The sequence below is a fragment of the Kosakonia sp. S57 genome (assembly GCF_016516575.1).
Taxonomy (GTDB): domain Bacteria; phylum Pseudomonadota; class Gammaproteobacteria; order Enterobacterales; family Enterobacteriaceae; genus Kosakonia; species Kosakonia cowanii.
Window position 1 is genome coordinate 1 of record NZ_JACVUL010000025.1, and the last position, 17,762, is coordinate 17,762.

Here is a 17,762-nt window from a genome sequence, read left to right on the forward strand (position 1 = left end):
CGAAGCGCCATCAGGCATGTGCCGCACCGAACTCAATTGCCGGATGGCGGCGATGCCTTATCCGGCCTACATATCGTGACGTCGATGGGTTTTGTAGGCCTGATAAGCGAAGCGCCATCAGGATGTACCGCACCGAACTCAATTGCCGGATGGCGGCGTTGCCTTATCCGGCCTACAGACCCTGATGCCAATGGGTTTGTAGGCCTGATAAGCGAAGCGCCATCAGGCACATTCCATTTGGGTCTAATGTCGGTCGCGTTTATCGGCCCGTTTTGCCAGCCAGTCACCGACGACCTGCACAATCTGCACCAGAATAATCAGCGCCACGACGGTGACGATCATCACCTGGGTTTCATACCGGTAATAGCCGAAACGGATCGCAAGATCGCCGACCCCGCCACCGCCGACTATCCCCGCCATTGCCGAATAGCCAATCAGGCTGACCAGCGTAATGGTTAAGCCGCGCAGCAGCCCGGCGCTCGCTTCTGGCAGCAGCACGGTGCAGATAATGCGTAGCGGGCTGGCACCAAAGGCTTCCGCCGCCTCAATAATCCCCTTGTCTACTTCGCGCAGCGCGCTGTCCACCAACCGCGCATAAAAGGCGATAGCCGCCACCGATAATGGCACCGACGCCGCGATAGGCCCAATCGTGTTGCCGAGCAGCCACTGCGTCAGCGGCAGGAGCAGCACCAGCAGGATGACAAACGGCACCGAGCGGATGATGTTCACCAGAATCGAGCTCAACAGGTAGACGGCGCGGTTTTGCCAGAACAGATGCCTGTCGGTGACGAAAATCAGGAAACCGAGCGGCAGGCCGCCGACAATCGCCAGCACCGTTGAGATGCTGAGCATCTGGAATGTTTCGCCAAAGGCGAGGCTCAAATCAGCCAGTAAATCATCCACGGATCACCTCCACCTGCGCCGTCCGGCTGTGAATGTACGCCACGGCATCGCTGACTGCCTGCGGGTTCTGCGCCGTCAGCTGCACCACTAAAATGCCCAACGCACGCTCGCCGATATACTCGATTTTGCCGTGCAGAATATTGACCGCCACGCCGAATTTTACCGCCGCGTCCGAAAGCACCGGCTGCTCGGCGGAGTCGCCGATAAACAGCACCTTCAGCAGCTGACCGGGAAGATGTTCATGCAGACGCGCGGGCAGCGTCAGGTTGAGAGTGTGCGACACCAGTTGCTGCGTAAACGGGTGCTGCGGATGGGCAAAAATATCGAACACCTCGCCCTCTTCCACCACTTTGCCCGCCGACATCACCGCCACGCGATCGCAGATGGTTTTGATGACATTCATCTCATGGGTGATCAGTACAATGGTGATCCCCATCTGCGCGTTAATCTCTTTAAGCAGCGCCAGAATGGTGGCAGAAGTTTCCAGATCCAGCGCGGAAGTCGGCTCATCGCAGAGCAGTACGTCCGGGTGGTTAGCGATAGCGCGCGCAATGCCGACACGCTGCTTCTGCCCGCCGCTAAGCTGCACCGGGTAGCGATTCGCTTTATCGCTTAAGCCTACCAGTGCGAGGATCTCCGCCACGCGTGGCGCAATTTTACTCCGCTCCCACCCCGCAGCCTTCAGGCTGAAGGCGACGTTTTGCGCCACCGTGCGGGTGTGCATCAGGTTGAAGTGCTGGAAAATCATGCCAATGCGCTGGCGCGCCTGGCGCAGCGTCACGCCCTCTAAATCAGAAATGGTGACGCCGTTAATATTGACTCGCCCTTCGCTTGGGCGTTGCAGAGCATTAAGCGTGCGCAGCAGGGTACTTTTGCCCGCGCCGCTGGTGCCAACAATGCCGAAAATCTCTCCGGCAGCAATGCGCAGCGAAACCGCCTCGACGGCACGCGTCGCGCTGCTGCTGCCGCGCCCGGCCGGAAAATCGACGCAAACGTTATCTAGTTCAATCATGCCAACCTCAAACGGCAAAAAACAAAAGGCAGGCCGCAGCCTGCCCGATCACGCATCCGCTGTTATTGTTTATCCGCGCTCTGCATCCAGTCGGGTTTCTGGAAAGCGGCAAAGATATTTTTCGGATCGTCGATCACCGCGCGGTAAGCCGGGGATTTCACCGCCGTCACGATATCTTTCGCGAAGGGCTTGTCGGCATCTTCACTGCGCACAGCAATGATGTTTTTCAGGTTCTCGTCGAGCTTCTCCTGCTTGATCGCCGAAGCGAGATCCATCCCGGCGGCGACCGCAAAGTTGCCGTTTACCAGCGAGGCGGTGACGCCATCAAGCGTACGCGGCAACTGCGCGGCTTCCAGCGGTTTAAACACCAGCCCTTTCGGGTTGCTGGCGATATCGCGCTCGGAGGCTTTGGTCGGATCGATAGCGTCTTTGATGGTAATCAGCCCCAGCGATTGCAGGAAGCGCAGCCCGCGCGCCAGGTTAGTGGGATCGTTTGAGAGGGTGATGATGTCGCCCTTCTTCAGCTCATCGAGGCTTTTGATTTTGTGAGAGTAAAAGCCCATCCCGGCGGTCGGCACGGCGATCAGCTTGCTGAGCTTGAGGCCTTTATCGGCGGTGAATTTGTCGAAATAGAGGCTGTGCTGGAAGAGGTTGGCGTCGATGCTGCCGTTAGCCAGCGCCATGTTTGGCTGCACGTAATCGCTGAATTCGCGCACCACAACTTTGTAGCCCTTCTCTTTCAGCGAAGGGGCAATCGCCTGTTTCACCATATCGCCATACGGACCCGGCGCGACGCCGAAAACGATGGTGTGTGGATCGCTGTTGGCCTGCGCGAAAGGCAGACCGCAAACCAGAAGTAGTGCGCCAAAAAGCGCGCGTAAACCGAGACGAGGTCCCATACATTCTCCCTGATGGTAATGATGTGCTGTGTGACGCGGCGTGCAGTGCGTCGCGTTCAGTGTGCGCCTTGTCGATAAGGCCGGGGAATAAGATGGCACAAAGCCAGCGCAGCGGTAATTGAAAAAAATTCAACTTGTCAGGGAGAGAGAGGAGAAATGCCGGATGGCGGCGATGCCTTATCCGGCCTACGTTGGTACATTTCCGTAGGCCTGATAAGCGAAGCGCCATCAGGCATTGGTAGCGTGCTGTGTGGCCTGCGTATCAGAGGCAGGCCGCACAGGTGTCGATTAGAAATCGTAACGCAGACGAACCAGGTTCATATCGCCCAGGTTGTCGGTGCTGGAGGTAAATACGTGTTCGTAATCAACACGGAAACCATAATCCAGCTGCACGGTTACACCCACGCCATTATCGATACGCTGATAATTACGGCCGTTGGCGAACTCCAGACGGTCACCCATCACGTACGGCTGAATGTATTTCACCGCGTACTGTGCGATCGGGAATTTATACCCGGCAAAGTACTCAACGCCCCACGCATCGCCCGCGAAGTAGTTATGCACATCCTTCTTCTTGGTCAGCATGAAGTTTTGATACCAGCCGCCGCCCAGGGAGAAGGTCCAGTTATCCGGGGTCCAGCTCAGCGCGGTGCCAAGGATGTTCTGATCGTAGTTTTTGCTGTCGCCGGTAGAAGGCTGACGCATATCCGCACGGGTGTAGTTCCACGCCGCGCCCCAGGTCAGATCGTCGGTCAGGTGATAATCGAGACCCAGTGAACCGCCGCTTTTACGTTTGTAACGGTTGCCGTCGGTCGCCAGGTAATCATCGCTGAACAGATAAGAAGCATAGATATCCGCGTCACCAACGGTTTTCTTATATTTCAGCATCTTGCGTGAACGATAAGAGCCGTCGTAATCGCCTTTGATGCCGTTACCCGGTGCCTGCGCCAGCATGTCGTAGTCCCAGATATCGGTTTTCGCGCCGACCACATCGTAATAAACGCTGTTCTGCTGACCGAAGGTTAACGTACCCCAGGTCTGGCTTTTCAGACCGGTGTAGAGCATACGGCGCGTGGTGTTGTGCGCGGTTTCCGCGTAGTGGTTATCCCAGTCAAACAGTTTCGGGATATCAACGCCCAGCTCGTAGTAGCTGACCCAGCTAATGTCATCGAACAGGTAGTAATCCGCTGCGAAACGGAAGCGGGAGCCGCCGTCAAAACCGTTACGTTTATAGGCGTTTTTGCCATCGTTACCGGTCATATTCTGGAACTGCGGACGAATCGAGCCGCCGACGGTGAAGTTCAGGCGGCTAAGGGGATCGCCGGCCTGCGGGTTTTGTTTCAGAACAGTAATTTCTGCTTGTGCTGTGAAAGACGCCAACGCCACTGCTGCGCCAATGGCTGTCGCCAGGGCGCTTGTTTTTATTTTCATGGTTTTTCCTTGGGGATAGATACAACTAACTGTTAATTAGCGCGCGCATCATAGCTTTTATAAGATTCTGGTGGGCGAAGTTTTTTTAATGTTTTGTGCTACTAAACAACTATCGCTTAATTGTTTACACGTTGAAATAGTGCGACACCAATTGAATTATCGGTGCCGCTTTTTCAGGCAGGATTAACCACTAAATTGACGGAACAGCGCCTTACCCTTTAACAAACGGCTACCTAACCACCCGCCGCACAGGGAGAGCAGCAGCGCCCCGCAGAGCGGCAGCGTGATCCACAGCCGCCAGTCGGGCTGCCACGGGAAATCAAACACGCGGGTTTGCAGCAGCGCCAGCGCCGTTTCCGCGCCGATGGCGGCGACCAGCCCGGAGACCAGCCCCAGCAGCGCAAACTCACACCACAAGGTGGTGCGCAGCAGCCGTTTGCCCGCTCCCAGCGTGCGGTAGACCACCAGCTCCTGGTGACGCTGACGCATACCAACCTGCACCTGCGCCAGCAGCAGTAACACGCCGCAGGCGGTAACCAGCACCACCATCACTTCCAGCGCCCGGCTCACCTGCTCCAGCACCTGGCCGACCTGTTTTAAAATCGCGCCAATATCGAGCAGGCTAATGGTCGGAAAGGCGCGGTTAAGCTGCGTTAACATGCCGTTGTTCCCCTCCAGCCGGAAGCTGGTGAGCCAGCTCTGCGGCTGCCCGTCGAGCGCACCCGGCGGGAAGATAAAAAAGAAGTTGGGCCGCAGGCTCTCCCAGTCCACCTTGCGCAGGCTGGAGATCTTTGCGCTGAACGCCTGCGTATCGCCGGTAAAAGTCACCGTGTCGCCCAGCTTCAGACCAAGCCGCTCGGCAAGCCCCTCCTCCACCGAGACTTCACCCGCTTTCGGCGGCCAGTTGCCTGCGGTCAGTGGGTTGTGATCGGGCCGCTGCTGCTGCCAGGTGAGGTTAAGTTCGCGGTTCAGCGCCTCGTCGGCGTTGCCCTCGGTAGACTGGCCGTTAATCTGCGTCATTCTCGCCCGCACAATCGGGTAGAACGCCGCCGGGATCACCTGATGCTCAGCAAGGAAGGTTTTCAGCGGCGCGATCTGCTCCGGGGCGATATTAATCAAAAAGTAGTTCGGGCTTTCGGCCGGTAACTGCTGCTGCCAGCGGTCAAGCAGGTCGCCGCGCAGCACCAGCAGCATCGCCAGCAACATAAACGAGAGGGAGAAGGCCGACAGCTGGCTCAGGGTCGACCACGGCTGGCGCAGCAGGCGATTCACCGCCAGACGCAGCGGCAGCGCTTTCAGGGTCAGGCGCTTCAGCACATTGAGCAGCAGCCAGCCGACCACGCCGCAGAGCAGTGCTAGCACTACCGCCCCCGCCAGCACTGCCCACAGCAACATGCTGCCACCCATCAGCCAGGCGAGCAGCAGCACGGTGATAATCGCTACCGCCGGAAGATAGATCTTAAGCGGCCAGACATTCGCCACCGCGTCGCGGCGCAGCACCCGCAGCGGCTGCGTCGCCAGCAGCAGACGATAGGGACGCAGCCCCACCAGCAGCGAGATCACCACGATTGCACCGATGGCCCATAGCCACGGCCAGTAGCTTGCGGGCGGCAGCGCGGCAGGCAACACCGGTTTGAGAAGGAGCATCAGCACCTTTTCAAACAGCAGCCCCAGCGCGCCGCCGGTGATCACCGCCAGCCCAAGCAGCAGCGCCCACTGGCCAACAATCAGCTTTTGCAGCTGCGCGCGACCGGCACCGAGGGTTTTCAGAATCGCCACCAGATCGTAGCGGCTGCGGCAGTAGTGGCTCATCGCCACCGCAACGGCGGCAACCGCCAGCAGCAGCGTCAGCAGCGCCGATAGCAGCAAGAACTGCTGCGAACGCTGTAAGGATTTACCCAGCGCGCCGTCATCCTGCTCCAGCCCGTACCAGCGCTGATCCGCGCCAAGCTGCGGCAGCAGCCACGTCTCATACTTCTCTAACTGCGCGGGCGTACCGGCAAACTTCACCCGCCAGCTGACGCGGCTGCCCGGCAAGACGGCGCCAGTTTTTGCCACATCAGCGCTGTTCATCAACAGGCGCGGTGCCATCTGGAAGGGGTTAAACCCAGAATCGGGCTCCTGCGTCACTTCGCCAGCGATGCGCAGCGTGGCATCGCCCACCTCAATCGTGTCGCCTGGTTTCACATTCAGCAGTGCCATCAGACGCGGAGCGAGCAGCGCCGTGCCCGGCTGCGGTTTCAGCCCGGCGGGCTGCGTTTCCAGCTCGCCATAGAGCGGATAGCGATTATCCACCGCTTTAACACTCGCCAGCTGCGGCGTGTCGCCAGCAAACGTCATGGTGCTGAAGCTCACCTGCTCACTCACTTGCAGGCCGCTTTTACGCGCCTCCTCCAGCCAGCCAGGCGGAATTTCACGCGAGCTGCGCAGGGCGCGGTCGCCGGCCATAAAATCCCGGCTCTGCTGGCTTAAGCCCTTCTCCATGCGATCGCCGATGGTGCCGAGCGCCAGCACGCAGGCCACCGCGAGGCTCAGCGCCATCCAGACAATCAGCAGCGATGGCGAGCGCCATTCGCGCCAGAACCAGCGGGCAATCATGCTTCCTCCCGCAGTTCGCCGTTGACCAGCCGCAGACGCCTGTCACAGCGCGCCGCCAGCTGCGCATCATGGGTCACCAGCAGCAGCGTGGTGCCGTAGTGTTGATTCATTGAGAAGAGCAGGTCAGCGATTTTGTCGCCCGTCTGTCGATCGAGATTGCCGGTCGGCTCATCGGCGAAGAGCACAGCCGGACGACCGTTAAAGGCGCGGGCCAGCGCCACGCGCTGTTGCTCGCCGCCCGAGAGCTGTGCCGGAAGGTGGTCGAGGCGTTTGCCCAGCCCCAACTCGTCGAGCAACGCTTTGGCGCTGCTGCGGCTTTCGCTACTCTTTTCACCGCGCAACAGCGCAGGCAGTTCCACGTTTTCCAGCGCGTTAAGGGTCGGGATCAGCATGAAGGATTGAAAAACAAACCCGACATTTTGCGCACGTAATTGCGCGCGCGCCTCTTCGTCCATCTTATGTAACGGCTTGCCGAGCAGATGCACTTCGCCGCTGCTGCCATCATCCAGCCCGGCGAGAATGGCGAGCAGCGTCGACTTCCCGGAACCGGACTCGCCAATCAGCGCGATGGTTTCAGCTGGTTTGACAACCAGCTCAACTCCGGTAAGGATTGAAAGCTCCTGCTCCCCCTGACCGACGGACTTCTTAAGATGATGAACTTCAACAATGTTTTCCGCTGGCATTTGCCCTTCCTGTTTTTGCTTTTGTTAACCTTTCGCGCCGCGGCGGCGGACACGCTATTGATTCTTGGCGACAGCCTGAGTGCGGGCTATCGGATGGCGGCAACGGCGGCCTGGCCTGCGCTGCTCAATAACAAGTGGCAGCAACAGCCTGTGGTGGTGAACGCCAGCATCAGCGGCGACACCTCGCAGCAGGGCCTGGCGCGCCTGCCCGCGCTGTTAAAAGAGCATAAACCACGCTGGGTGCTGGTCGAACTCGGCGGCAATGACGGCCTGCGCGGTTTTCCGCCGCAGCAAACGGAACAGACGCTGCGCCAGATTATCCAGACGGTAAAGAGCGCCGATGCGAAGCCGCTGCTGATGCAAATACGGCTGCCCGCCAACTACGGTCGTCGTTATACTGAGGCCTTTGGTGCCATTTACCCGAAGCTTTCCAGCGAGCTGGATGTTCCTCTGCTGCCCTTTTTTATGGAAGAAGTCTATCTGAAACCGCAGTGGATGCAGGATGATGGTATTCACCCCAATCGCGATGCCCAGCCGTTTATTGCCGACTGGATGGCCACGCGACTGGCTCCTTTAGTTAATCACGCCTCCTGAATATTCAGGCGCGTCCCCAGGTAAAGTTATGCAAAAAACGGTCTTAATAACAGGATGTTCCAGCGGTATTGGTCTGGAGAGCGCCCGCGAGCTAAAGCGTCAGGGGTTTCGCGTGCTGGCGGCCTGCCGTAAAACCGACGATGTGGCACGCATGGAGCAAGAGGGATTCACCGGCGTTTTGCTCGATCTTGATGACGCGGCGAGCGTGGATCGCGCAGCGGATGAAGTGATCGCCCTGACCGGTAACCGCCTCTATGGCCTCTTCAATAACGCCGGTTACGGCGTGTATGGCTCCCTTGACTCCATCAGCCGTGAACAGCTGGAGCAGCAGTTTTCCAGCAACTTTTTCGGCACTCATCAGCTCACGCTGCGTCTGCTTCCGGCCATGCTGCCGCACGGCGAAGGGCGCATTGTGATGACCTCATCGGTGATGGGCCTGATCTCCACGCCCGGTCGCGGTGCTTATGCCGCAAGTAAATATGCGCTGGAAGCCTGGTCCGATGCGCTGCGCATGGAGCTGCGCCACACCGGTATTAAAGTGAGCCTGATTGAGCCTGGCCCCATCCGCACGCGTTTTACCGATAACGTCAACCAGACGCAGCGCGATAAACCAGTAGAAAACCCCGGCATCGCCGCGCGCTTTACCCTCGGCCCGGAGGCGGTGGTCGCCAAAGTGCGCCATGCTTTTGAGAGTAAACATCCGAAATTGCGCTACCCCGTCACGCTGGTGACCTGGGCGGTTAGCCTGCTGAAACGTCTACTGCCAGCGAGCATGATGGATAAAATTTTGCACGGATGAGTTGAAGGCGCGTGTCGCGTCCCCATCTCATTCTTACTTGTTTAAACAGAGAAATTGCCATGTCCGTACAGAATATCGTCAATATTACCGAAGCGAACCTGCAACAGGTGCTGGAACAGTCCGTTGCGACCCCGGTGCTGTTCTATTTCTGGTCCGAGCGCAGCCAACACTGTCTGCAATTGACGCCGGTCCTGGAAACGCTGGCCGCGCAGTACAACGGGCAGTTTATTCTGGCGAAAGTGGATTGCGATGCCGAGCAGATGGTCGCTTCGCAGTTTGGCCTGCGCGCCATTCCAACGGTCTATCTCTTCCAGAACGGTCAGCCGGTCGATGGTTTCCAGGGCCCGCAGCCGGAAGAGGCGATCCGCGCCCTGCTCGACAAAGTGCTGCCGCGTGAAGAAGAACTAAAAGCGCAGCAGGCGATGGAGTTGATGCAGGCAGGCAACCACGCTGAGGCGCTGCCGCTGCTGAAAGAGGCATGGCAGCTCTCTAACCAGCAGAGCGAAATCGGCTTCCTGCTGGCGGAAACGCTGATTGTGTTAAACCGCGCCGACGAAGCGGAAGCGGTGCTGAAAGTGGTGCCGTTGCAGGATCAGGACACCCGTTACCAGGGGCTGATCGCGCAGATCGATCTGCTACGCAAAGCGGCCGACACGCCGGAAATCCAGCAGTTGCAACAGCAGGTTGCCGATAACCCGGAGGATGCGGCGCTGGCAACCCAACTGGCGTTGCAGCTGCATCAGGTCGGGCGTAACGAAGAGGCGCTGGATCTGCTGTTTAATCACCTGCGTAAAGATCTTGGCGCGGCGAACGGCGACGCGCGCAAAACGCTGCAAGAGATCCTCGCCGCGCTCGGCACCGGCGATGCGCTGGCGTCAAAATACCGCCGTCAGCTCTACTCGCTGCTTTACTGATCACCCTGCTAAATTTGGCGATCGGGCTGCTTTCGTCGCCAATTCGGGCTAAGATGGCATCAAATTAAACAGGAGGTTTTTTTGATGCCAATCGTCATTATCGTTCTTATCGTCGTCGCGCTGGTTATTGTCTTTTCCGGTGTAAAAATTGTCCCCCAGGGCTTCCAGTGGACCGTGGAACGCTTTGGCCGCTTTACCCGCACACTGCAACCGGGTCTAAGCCTTGTCGTGCCGTTTATGGATCGCATTGGTCGTAAGATCAATATGATGGAGCAGGTGCTCGACATCCCTTCCCAGGAGATCATCTCCAAAGATAACGCCAACGTCACCATTGACGCCGTCTGCTTTATTCAGGTTATCGACGCGCCGCGCGCCGCCTATGAGGTGAGCAATCTGGAGCTGGCGATCGTTAACCTGACCATGACCAACATCCGTACCGTGCTCGGCTCGATGGAGCTGGACGAGATGCTCTCCCAGCGTGACAGCATCAACACCCGCCTGCTGCACATTGTCGATGAAGCCACCAACCCGTGGGGCATCAAAGTAACGCGTATTGAGATCCGCGATGTGCGTCCGCCGGCGGAGCTGGTCTCCTCCATGAACGCGCAGATGAAAGCGGAGCGTACTAAACGTGCCTACATCCTTGAAGCCGAAGGGATCCGCCAGGCGGAGATCCTGAAAGCCGAAGGGGATAAACAGTCGCAGATCCTGAAAGCTGAAGGTGAACGTCAGTCTGCCTTCCTGCAGGCAGAAGCGCGTGAGCGTTCGGCGGAAGCGGAAGCCCGCGCCACGCAGATGGTTTCTGAGGCGATCGCCTCCGGCGATATCCAGGCGGTGAACTACTTTGTGGCGCAGAAATATACCGAAGCGCTGCAGCAGATTGGCTCAGCCAACAACAGCAAAGTGGTGATGATGCCGCTGGATGCCAGCAGCCTGCTGGGTGCCATTGGCGGTATTGCCGAGCTGGTGAAAGATAGCGCCAACGAGCGTAAAAAATGATCGCCGAACTGCTGCTTGAACATACCTACCTCGCCTGGCTGACGCTGGGTGGGCTGCTGCTCGCCGCCGAAATGCTCGGCGGCAACGGCTATCTGTTATGGAGCGGCATTGCGGCCGTCGCCACCGGTTTGCTGGCGTGGGTCATCCCGTTTAGCTGGGAGTGGCAGGGGGTGCTGTTTGCCCTGCTGACGCTGCTGGCCGCCTGGCTCTGGTGGCTGTGGTTGTCAAAACGCGTAAAACAGCAAAACCCCGCCGACGCCTCGCTCAACCTGCGCGGGCAACAGCTGCTCGGTCGCCGTTTCACGCTGGATAATGCGCTGGTCAACAGTCGCGGACATATGCGCGTGGGCGACAGCTCATGGCCGGTCTGCGCCGATACCGATCTCGCCGCCGGTACGCGCGTCGAGGTCATCGCCATTGAAGGTATTACGCTGCGTATCACTCCCGTAAGCGACTAACTTAACCCAAGGATCCCGGCTATGGGCCCGCAAAAACAGCTCGCGCTGGGCATCCTGCTCGCGCTTGGCGCCAGCGCATCCGCGCTGGCCTCTTCCGATATTGATGATTGCACATGGGGCAGCCCCGGCTGCTACCTCTCCACGCCGCCGGTTATCGCCATCCACACCGATACCCGCGACAACCTGCTGCGCCTGCTGGGCGACAGCAAAGGCCTCTATCCGCTGCGCCAGCCGATGCCAGCAGATGTTACCCGCAGCCGCAACGTCTACTTCGGTGTGCATCACGATGACGCGCCGCCTGCTGCCGCGACAGAAGCCTCAAGGCTTGCCGCCACGCTGCGCCAGCAGATGAATGCGCTGGGCGTCGCGAGCGACAACACGCTGCCGCCCGCCCTGCTGCGCCTGATTGCCGACGGCAATGACGCAGCGGTTGATGACGCGGGCAGCGACGGTGAAACCCGTTTTGTTTCACAAAATAACGAGACGCTTTCAGCCTTCTTCGCCGCCCTGCTTGAGGATAAATCCCTGACCGCGCCGCAGCGCCAGGCGCTGGCGACCGCGCGCATCGCGGCTAATGAATCTTCGCAGAGTATAGAGGCGATCAGCACCCTCTCCTTCCCGGAGAATTCAGCGGCGGCGGGTTTTCGCACCTATCTTCAGGCCGCTAACAGCTTCTATGCCGGTGATTATGCCGCCGCCGAACCGCTTTTCGCTTCGCTGACAAAGAGCACGCAGCCGTGGCTTGCCGAGACGGCAAGTTACATGCTGATGCGCAATGCGCTCAACGCCAGCAGCGAAAATGCCAACGGCGAATATGGCGATTTTGACGTTGCGAAAATTGATAAGCCCCACGCTGAGCAGGCGCGAAGCGCGGCGGAGAGTTACCTCAAGCAGTGGCCGCAAGGGCGCTATGCCGCTTCGACGCAGGGGATGCTGCGCCGCATCGACTGGTATCTTCAGCAGTGGGACAGCCTCGCGGTGCGCTATGAAAACGCGCTCTCTGCCGCCACCAGCGGCGATGCGCTGGTGACGCTGATCAATGAGAGCGACAACAAGCTGCTGAGTAAGGATGTTAGCTGGGGAGGCGATGCGTTTGTCAGCGCGCCAAACGCATCGCTGATGACCTTTATTGCCGCCCTGCGCTGGATGCGCGAATCGCCCTGCCGGGAAAATATGCCCTGTATCGATAAGGCCTGGCTTGAGAGCCATAAAGCAGAGTTCGACAACAACCAGCGTGGCGCGCTGTGGAACTACCTTCGTCTGCAACTGGCTTTCAGCTCGCAGGATTACGCCACAGTGGTCAGCGGTATCACCCCGGCAAAAGCGCTGGCGGAGCATGACGTACTCGCCTTTAGCGAACAGGTGCTGTATGGCGATGCGCTGATGGCGCAAAAAGCCTGGCCCGAGGCGCAAAGCCACTGGCTGCGCCTGCTCGATTTAAGCCGTGACGTCGAACAACAGCAGTTGTTACAGGCCAAACTGGCGGCCACGCTGGTGGCGAGTGAGAAGGTCGATGAGATCTTCGCAGCGAAGAGCCGGGTCACTAACCTGCGCTTTCGCTCGCTGGTGCTGAAAACCAAGGCCTCGCGCCCGCTGCTGCTTACGCAGGCACAAAACGGGCCGAACAGCGAAGAGCGCACGATCGCCCTGCACACCTTGCTGATGCGCGATTTGACCGCCGGAAACTACGCCGACTGGTTACAGGATAAAAAGCTGATTGCCGCCATTACGCCACCGGTAAAAGATGAGGCGTTCTCGGATGTCGATCTGAACGTCTTTAACTGGCAAGGCAGCGATGAGGCGAGCCGCTACACCTGTGCCGCGCTGGAGAAGACCGTCACTACGCTGAGCAAAACGCCAACGGATGGCCATGCGCTGAACTGCCTCGGCGAATTCTTCCGCACTACGCAGGCGAGCGTCTCGCTGGGAGCCGATCGCGGTGGCAATGATGCCCTTGACGATGCCACCTCCATGAAAGCATTGCCCGGCGTGCCGCAGCGGCTGGCCGCCTATCAGCAGGTGATCAACAACCCGAAAGCGGAGCCGGAAGATAAGAGCTATGCCCTCTACCGCGCGGTGATGTGTTATGCGCCGTCGGGCTATAACGATTGCGGCGGCGAGGACGTGGAGAAATCGGTGCGCAAAGCCTGGTTCCAGCAACTGAAGAGCCGTTACCCCGGAAGCGTATGGGCCAACGAACTCCGCTACTACTGGTAATCGCGCTTGCTGCACTGCTCGCTTCATTAAGCCCGGCGAAGGGGCAGGAGCAGGCGTTCTGGCTCTGGTCCGGCGTGCGCCCCGGCGGGGCGTTGCGCCAGGCCGATGTGGTCTATCTCCATCAGGGTGAAGTGGTGATCCACGGCGGCAAAACGGTGTTTGAGCGCAAAGGGCTGCCCGTTAACCGGCTGGTATTTCCGCGCATCTGGTTGACGGTGCGCTTTGCCACTCTCGACGTGCCGGATTCGCTGCTGCTGCGCCTCAACAGCCTGCTGGCGCGCTGGCAGGCTGCGGGAAACGAAGTCGTTGGCCTGCAGATCGATTTCGATGCCGCCACCTGGCGGCTTGATGAGTACGCCCGCTTTCTGCAACGGCTGCGGCATACGCTGCCCGCGCACTATGCGCTGGGGGTAACCGGGCTGCTGGACTGGGCGAAAACCGGCAGCGTGGCCACGCTGAATGCCCTGCCGGTGGATGAACTGGTAGTGCAGAGCTATCAGGGACGCCGTACGGTGGTGAACTTTACCGATTACCTGCCAGCGCTCGCCGGTCTGCGCATTCCGTTTAAACTGGGCGTCGTGGCGGGCGGGATGTGCGATGAGCGCGAGATAGCGAGGCTTGCCGCTTCACGCTGGTATCGCGGCACGGTGACCTTTCTGCTTAACCCTTTGCCTGGCGATGACAGCAGCCGGAAAGGTTGTCCATAATCGGGCAATCGGCCCCCTCGTCGCCGGGGCAGGCCTCCGCCAGCGTCAACAGTTGGGTGCGCATCGCCTGCAATTCGCTGATATGGCGCTCAATCTCAGCCACTTTCTGTAACGTACGGGCTTTCACATCGGCGCTGTGACGGGCGGGATCGTTAAACAGATTAACCAGTTCGCCGCACTCTTCGAGATTGAATCCCACCTGACGCGCCTGGCGCAGCAGCGTCAGCTCATTGAGATGCTGCTGGTTGTAGCTGCGATAGCCATTTTCCCCGCGCAAAGGCGGCGTCACCAGCCCCTTCTGCTCATAAAAACGGATCGCTTTACTGGTTAAACCGGTCTTTTTTGCCACATCGCTGATATTCATCATCTTCCCCATTATTTACACACGGCAAATAGTGCGTCGCCTGTTATGAGGCTGGAGAATGATATTAATCCTTGCGGTACTGCAAAACAAATATATGCATGTGGTAAATATTTTTATTTGCCGACCTGCCGCTTCGCTATACCATAGCGCGGGATTTTCAAATAATGATAAAAGTTCGACACACAGGAGTTGTTTATGAGTGATATGGCTTTTTGCCGCGGTTGCGGAAAGGAGATACATAAAGAAGCGGTTGCATGTCCGGGCTGCGGCGCGCCGCAGAGCACCGCTGGCAAGAAAAGCCGCATCTCCGCTGCGCTGTTCGCCTTCTTCCTTGGCGGCTTCGGCGCACACAAATTCTATTTAGGTAAACCGGGACAGGGCATTCTTTATCTGCTGTTCTTCTGGACCTGTATTCCGGCAATCATCTCCTTTATCGAATTTATTATTTACTTGTGTAATTCCGACGAAGAATTCGCGCGTAAATATGGCTGAGTATTAACCGCCAAATGATGCCAGACCCCGCTCAATGCGGGGTTTGTTATTTCTGGCGGCGGTTTTTGCCGTGTGAGCTATTTTGTGCCGACCTGAACTTGACCTTCCCCTCGCGGGAAGGTTTAAGCTTGTTACGTGTTATCAAAAGCCACATCCCTGAGGAGATTGCGTATGTCTCAAACCATAGAGCTAAACCTGGATGGCCTCTCCTGCGGCCATTGCGTTAAACGTGTAAAAGAGAGCCTGGAAAAACGCCCCGACGTTGAGGCGGCCGATGTCACCATCGAGCATGCCCAGGTGACCGGCAGCGCCAGCGCCGAAGCGCTTATCGCGACGATTGAAGAGGCCGGATACGGCGCGAGCGTCAGCCACCCAAAGGCTAAACCGCTGGCAGAGTCATCACTCCCGTCGGAAGCACTGACAGCGGCCACTCCAGAGCTTCCGGCAGCAGACCCGCTTGATGACAGCCAGCAGCTGTTGATCAACGGTATGAGCTGCGCCAGCTGTGTCTCCCGGGTACAAAAAGCCTTACAGGCAGTTCCGGGCGTCACGCAGGCACGGGTAAACCTGGCGGAGCGCACTGCGCTGGTGATGGGCAGCGCGCCCGCCGCAGAATTAGTCAGCGCCGTCGAGCAGGCAGGCTACGGCGCGGAAGCGATTGAAGATGATATTAAGCGGCGTGAGCGCCAGCAGGAGACGGCGCTCGCCACCCTGAAGCGCTTTCGCTGGCAGGCGATTGTCGCCCTGCTGGTCGGCGTGCCGATCATGCTGTGGGGGATGCTCGGCGACAATATGATGGTCACCGAGGCCAACCGCTCGCTGTGGCTCGGCATTGGCGTGCTCACGCTGGCAGTGATGGTGTTTGCCGGTGGGCACTTCTACAGCAGCGCATGGAAAAGCCTGCGTAACGGCACCGCGACGATGGACACGCTGGTTGCCCTTGGCACCGGCGCAGCCTGGCTCTACTCGATGAGCGTCAATATCTGGCCGCAGTGGTTTCCGATGGAAGCCCGCCACCTCTATTACGAAGCCAGCGCGATGATTATCGGTCTGATTAACCTCGGCCATATGCTGGAAGCGCGCGCCCGCCAGCGCTCGTCAAAAGCGCTGGAGCGCCTGCTCGATTTAACCCCGCCAACGGCGCGGGTGGTCACCCCTGAGGGAGAAAAAAACGTGCCGCTGGCCGAAGTGCAGCCGGGCATGACGCTGCGCCTGACTACCGGCGATCGCGTGCCGGTGGATGGCGAGATCCGCGACGGCGAGGGGTGGTTTGATGAAGCGATGCTGACCGGCGAGCCGGTGCCGCAGCAAAAAGGTGCGGGCGAGACGATTCACGCCGGCACCGTGGTGCAGGATGGCAGCGTCCTGTTTACCGCCAGCGCCGTGGGCAGCCACACCACGCTGTCGCGCATTATCCGCATGGTGCGCCAGGCACAGAGCAGTAAACCGGAGATCGGCCAGCTCGCTGACCGTATTTCAGCGGTGTTCGTGCCGGTGGTCGTCGCCATCGCCCTGCTGAGCGGCGCCATCTGGTACCTCTTCGGCCCGGCACCGCAGATTGTCTATACGCTGGTGATCGCCACCACGGTGCTGATTATCGCCTGCCCCTGCGCCCTCGGGCTGGCGACGCCGATGTCGATTATCTCCGGCGTCGGGCGTGCGGCAGAGTTTGGCGTGCTGGTACGCGATGCCGATGCGCTGCAACGCGCCAGCACACTCGATACGCTGGTGTTTGATAAAACCGGCACCCTGACGCGCGGCAAACCGGAAGTGGTGAGCATCACCGCGCTGGAGGGGGATGAAACGAGCGCCCTGCGCCTGGCGGCGGCGCTTGAGCAGGGTTCCAGCCACCCGCTGGCGCACGCAATTCTGGAAAAAGCCGCAACTGAGGCGCTGGCGGAAGTGAAGCAGTTCCGCACCCTTCGCGGGCTGGGGGTCAGCGGCGAGATTGACGGGCAGCGCGTGCTGCTTGGCAACCAGGCGCTGCTGGCGGAACAGCAGATCGATACGCGCGCGCTGGATGAAGAGATTGCCGCCCAGGCCAGCCGTGGCGCGACGCCAGTGCTGCTGGCAGTAGAGGGCAAAGCGCGGGCGCTGTTCGCCATTCGCGATCCGCTGCGTGACGACAGCGTGCAGGCACTGCAACGCCTGCACCGCGCCGGTTACCGGCTGGTGATGCTGACCGGCGATAACCCGACCACCGCAAACGCCATTGCCAAAGAGGCGGGCATCGATGAGGTGATTGCGGGCGTATTGCCGGATGGCAAAGCCGAGGCGATCAAACAGCTCCAGCAGCAGGGTCGCCAGGTGGCGATGATTGGTGATGGCATCAACGATGCTCCGGCGCTGGCGCAGGCTGACGTCGGCATTGCGATGGGCGGCGGCAGCGACGTGGCGATTGAAACGGCGGCCATTACGCTGATGCGCCATAGCCTGATGGGTGTGGCCGATGCGCTGGCGATTGCCAACGCCACGCTGCGCAATATGAAACAGAACCTGCTCGGGGCCTTTATCTATAACTCCCTTGGCATCCCGATTGCCGCCGGGATTCTCTGGCCGCTCACCGGCACACTGCTCAACCCGGTGGTAGCCGGAGCGGCGATGGCGCTCTCCTCGATTACGGTGGTGAGTAACGCCAACCGGCTGCTGCGCTTTACCCCGCGCGACTAAGCCCCCCGCCCCGCCGCCACCT

16 protein-coding genes are annotated in these 17,762 nt (G+C 59.4%); 9 read left to right on the top strand and 7 right to left on the bottom strand.

Annotated elements, in window-relative coordinates; translation table 11 throughout:
- Positions 1 to 243: 243 nt before the first annotated feature.
- The 6 genes from IAE48_RS20205 to ybbA all read right to left on the bottom strand — a co-directional run bounded on the left by IAE48_RS20205 (position 244) and on the right by ybbA (position 7,526).
- The gene (locus IAE48_RS20205; protein ID WP_023479087.1) at positions 244 to 903 is read right to left on the bottom strand and encodes a methionine ABC transporter permease; all 660 of its coding nucleotides are present in this window, start codon (positions 901 to 903) and stop codon (positions 244 to 246) included.
- On the bottom strand, positions 896 to 1,915 hold the full coding sequence (gene sfbB, locus IAE48_RS20210; protein ID WP_200135395.1) for a virulence-associated ABC transporter ATP-binding protein SfbB: 1,020 nt from the start codon (positions 1,913 to 1,915) through the stop codon (positions 896 to 898). The genes IAE48_RS20205 and sfbB overlap by 8 nt, the downstream gene beginning before the upstream one ends.
- A 62-nt stretch (positions 1,916 to 1,977) precedes the next feature.
- The gene (locus tag IAE48_RS20215) at positions 1,978 to 2,814 is read right to left on the bottom strand and encodes a MetQ/NlpA family ABC transporter substrate-binding protein (RefSeq protein ID WP_139569087.1); all 837 of its coding nucleotides are present in this window, start codon (positions 2,812 to 2,814) and stop codon (positions 1,978 to 1,980) included.
- Between the two features lie 288 nt (positions 2,815 to 3,102).
- Complete coding sequence (locus IAE48_RS20220; RefSeq protein ID WP_200135396.1) at positions 3,103 to 4,245, bottom strand: porin; 1,143 nt, start codon at positions 4,243 to 4,245, stop codon at positions 3,103 to 3,105.
- A gap of 183 nt (positions 4,246 to 4,428) precedes the next feature.
- A complete protein-coding gene (ybbP, locus tag IAE48_RS20225; RefSeq protein ID WP_200135397.1) occupies positions 4,429 to 6,843 on the bottom strand; it encodes a putative ABC transporter permease subunit YbbP in 2,415 nt (804 codons plus the stop codon).
- Entirely contained in the window at positions 6,840 to 7,526 is a 687-nt protein-coding gene (gene ybbA / locus IAE48_RS20230) for a putative ABC transporter ATP-binding protein YbbA (RefSeq protein ID WP_054804540.1), read from the bottom strand. Before ybbA ends, ybbP begins: the two co-directional genes overlap by 4 nt.
- On the opposite strand from ybbA, the gene tesA reads away from it, so the two are divergent.
- From tesA to IAE48_RS20265, 7 genes are all read left to right on the top strand, one after another.
- Positions 7,497 to 8,120, top strand: a complete 624-nt coding sequence (tesA, locus tag IAE48_RS20235) for a multifunctional acyl-CoA thioesterase I/protease I/lysophospholipase L1 (protein WP_164483652.1) — start codon at positions 7,497 to 7,499, stop codon at positions 8,118 to 8,120. The two genes, ybbA and tesA, sit on opposite strands and share 30 nt — an antisense overlap.
- 28 nt (positions 8,121 to 8,148) lie before the next feature.
- Entirely contained in the window at positions 8,149 to 8,919 is a 771-nt protein-coding gene (locus IAE48_RS20240) for an SDR family oxidoreductase (protein WP_200135398.1), read from the top strand.
- Positions 8,920 to 8,978: 59 nt separating this feature from the next.
- Complete coding sequence (locus tag IAE48_RS20245) at positions 8,979 to 9,833, top strand: co-chaperone YbbN (protein ID WP_200135399.1); 855 nt, start codon at positions 8,979 to 8,981, stop codon at positions 9,831 to 9,833.
- An 84-nt stretch (positions 9,834 to 9,917) separates the two neighbouring features.
- The gene (locus IAE48_RS20250; RefSeq protein ID WP_023479088.1) at positions 9,918 to 10,832 is read left to right on the top strand and encodes an SPFH domain-containing protein; all 915 of its coding nucleotides are present in this window, start codon (positions 9,918 to 9,920) and stop codon (positions 10,830 to 10,832) included.
- Positions 10,829 to 11,290, top strand: a complete 462-nt coding sequence (locus tag IAE48_RS20255) for an NfeD family protein (protein ID WP_094192980.1) — start codon at positions 10,829 to 10,831, stop codon at positions 11,288 to 11,290. Before IAE48_RS20250 ends, IAE48_RS20255 begins: the two co-directional genes overlap by 4 nt.
- Before the next feature lie 21 nt (positions 11,291 to 11,311).
- Complete coding sequence (locus IAE48_RS20260) at positions 11,312 to 13,507, top strand: hypothetical protein (protein ID WP_200135400.1); 2,196 nt, start codon at positions 11,312 to 11,314, stop codon at positions 13,505 to 13,507.
- Complete coding sequence (locus IAE48_RS20265; protein ID WP_200135401.1) at positions 13,477 to 14,214, top strand: DUF3142 domain-containing protein; 738 nt, start codon at positions 13,477 to 13,479, stop codon at positions 14,212 to 14,214. The genes IAE48_RS20260 and IAE48_RS20265 overlap by 31 nt, the downstream gene beginning before the upstream one ends.
- Here the strand turns inward: IAE48_RS20265 and cueR are convergent.
- On the bottom strand, positions 14,168 to 14,578 hold the full coding sequence (gene cueR / locus IAE48_RS20270) for a Cu(I)-responsive transcriptional regulator (RefSeq protein WP_139568912.1): 411 nt from the start codon (positions 14,576 to 14,578) through the stop codon (positions 14,168 to 14,170). The two genes, IAE48_RS20265 and cueR, sit on opposite strands and share 47 nt — an antisense overlap.
- A gap of 195 nt (positions 14,579 to 14,773) precedes the next feature.
- On the opposite strand from cueR, the gene IAE48_RS20275 reads away from it, so the two are divergent.
- Both IAE48_RS20275 and copA read left to right on the top strand, forming a co-directional pair.
- Positions 14,774 to 15,070 (top strand): TM2 domain-containing protein, encoded by a 297-nt coding sequence (locus IAE48_RS20275; RefSeq protein WP_094419560.1) that lies wholly within the window; start codon positions 14,774 to 14,776, stop codon positions 15,068 to 15,070.
- 171 nt (positions 15,071 to 15,241) lie between these two features.
- Positions 15,242 to 17,740 carry a copper-exporting P-type ATPase CopA gene (copA, locus tag IAE48_RS20280; RefSeq protein ID WP_200135402.1) on the top strand — a complete coding sequence of 833 codons (2,499 nt, stop codon included), beginning with the start codon at positions 15,242 to 15,244 and terminating at the stop codon, positions 17,738 to 17,740.
- Positions 17,741 to 17,762 lie beyond the last annotated feature (22 nt).

Excerpts from the sequence above, each read along its gene's own strand:
- sfbB (WP_200135395.1), bottom strand. The coding sequence starts at position 1,915 with ATGATTGAACTAGATAACGTTTGCGTCGATTTTCCGGCCGGGCGCGGC.
- IAE48_RS20215 (WP_139569087.1), bottom strand. The coding sequence starts at position 2,814 with ATGGGACCTCGTCTCGGTTTACGCGCGCTTTTTGGCGCACTACTTCTG.
- IAE48_RS20220 (WP_200135396.1), bottom strand. The coding sequence starts at position 4,245 with ATGAAAATAAAAACAAGCGCCCTGGCGACAGCCATTGGCGCAGCAGTG.
- ybbP (WP_200135397.1), bottom strand. The coding sequence starts at position 6,843 with ATGATTGCCCGCTGGTTCTGGCGCGAATGGCGCTCGCCATCGCTGCTG.
- tesA (WP_164483652.1), top strand. The coding sequence starts at position 7,497 with ATGAACTTCAACAATGTTTTCCGCTGGCATTTGCCCTTCCTGTTTTTG.
- ybbA (WP_054804540.1), bottom strand. The coding sequence starts at position 7,526 with ATGCCAGCGGAAAACATTGTTGAAGTTCATCATCTTAAGAAGTCCGTC.
- IAE48_RS20240 (WP_200135398.1), top strand. The coding sequence starts at position 8,149 with ATGCAAAAAACGGTCTTAATAACAGGATGTTCCAGCGGTATTGGTCTG.
- IAE48_RS20245 (WP_200135399.1), top strand. The coding sequence starts at position 8,979 with ATGTCCGTACAGAATATCGTCAATATTACCGAAGCGAACCTGCAACAG.
- IAE48_RS20250 (WP_023479088.1), top strand. The coding sequence starts at position 9,918 with ATGCCAATCGTCATTATCGTTCTTATCGTCGTCGCGCTGGTTATTGTC.
- IAE48_RS20255 (WP_094192980.1), top strand. The coding sequence starts at position 10,829 with ATGATCGCCGAACTGCTGCTTGAACATACCTACCTCGCCTGGCTGACG.
- IAE48_RS20260 (WP_200135400.1), top strand. The coding sequence starts at position 11,312 with ATGGGCCCGCAAAAACAGCTCGCGCTGGGCATCCTGCTCGCGCTTGGC.
- IAE48_RS20265 (WP_200135401.1), top strand. The coding sequence starts at position 13,477 with ATGGGCCAACGAACTCCGCTACTACTGGTAATCGCGCTTGCTGCACTG.
- cueR (WP_139568912.1), bottom strand. The coding sequence starts at position 14,578 with ATGAATATCAGCGATGTGGCAAAAAAGACCGGTTTAACCAGTAAAGCG.
- IAE48_RS20275 (WP_094419560.1), top strand. The coding sequence starts at position 14,774 with ATGAGTGATATGGCTTTTTGCCGCGGTTGCGGAAAGGAGATACATAAA.
- copA (WP_200135402.1), top strand. The coding sequence starts at position 15,242 with ATGTCTCAAACCATAGAGCTAAACCTGGATGGCCTCTCCTGCGGCCAT.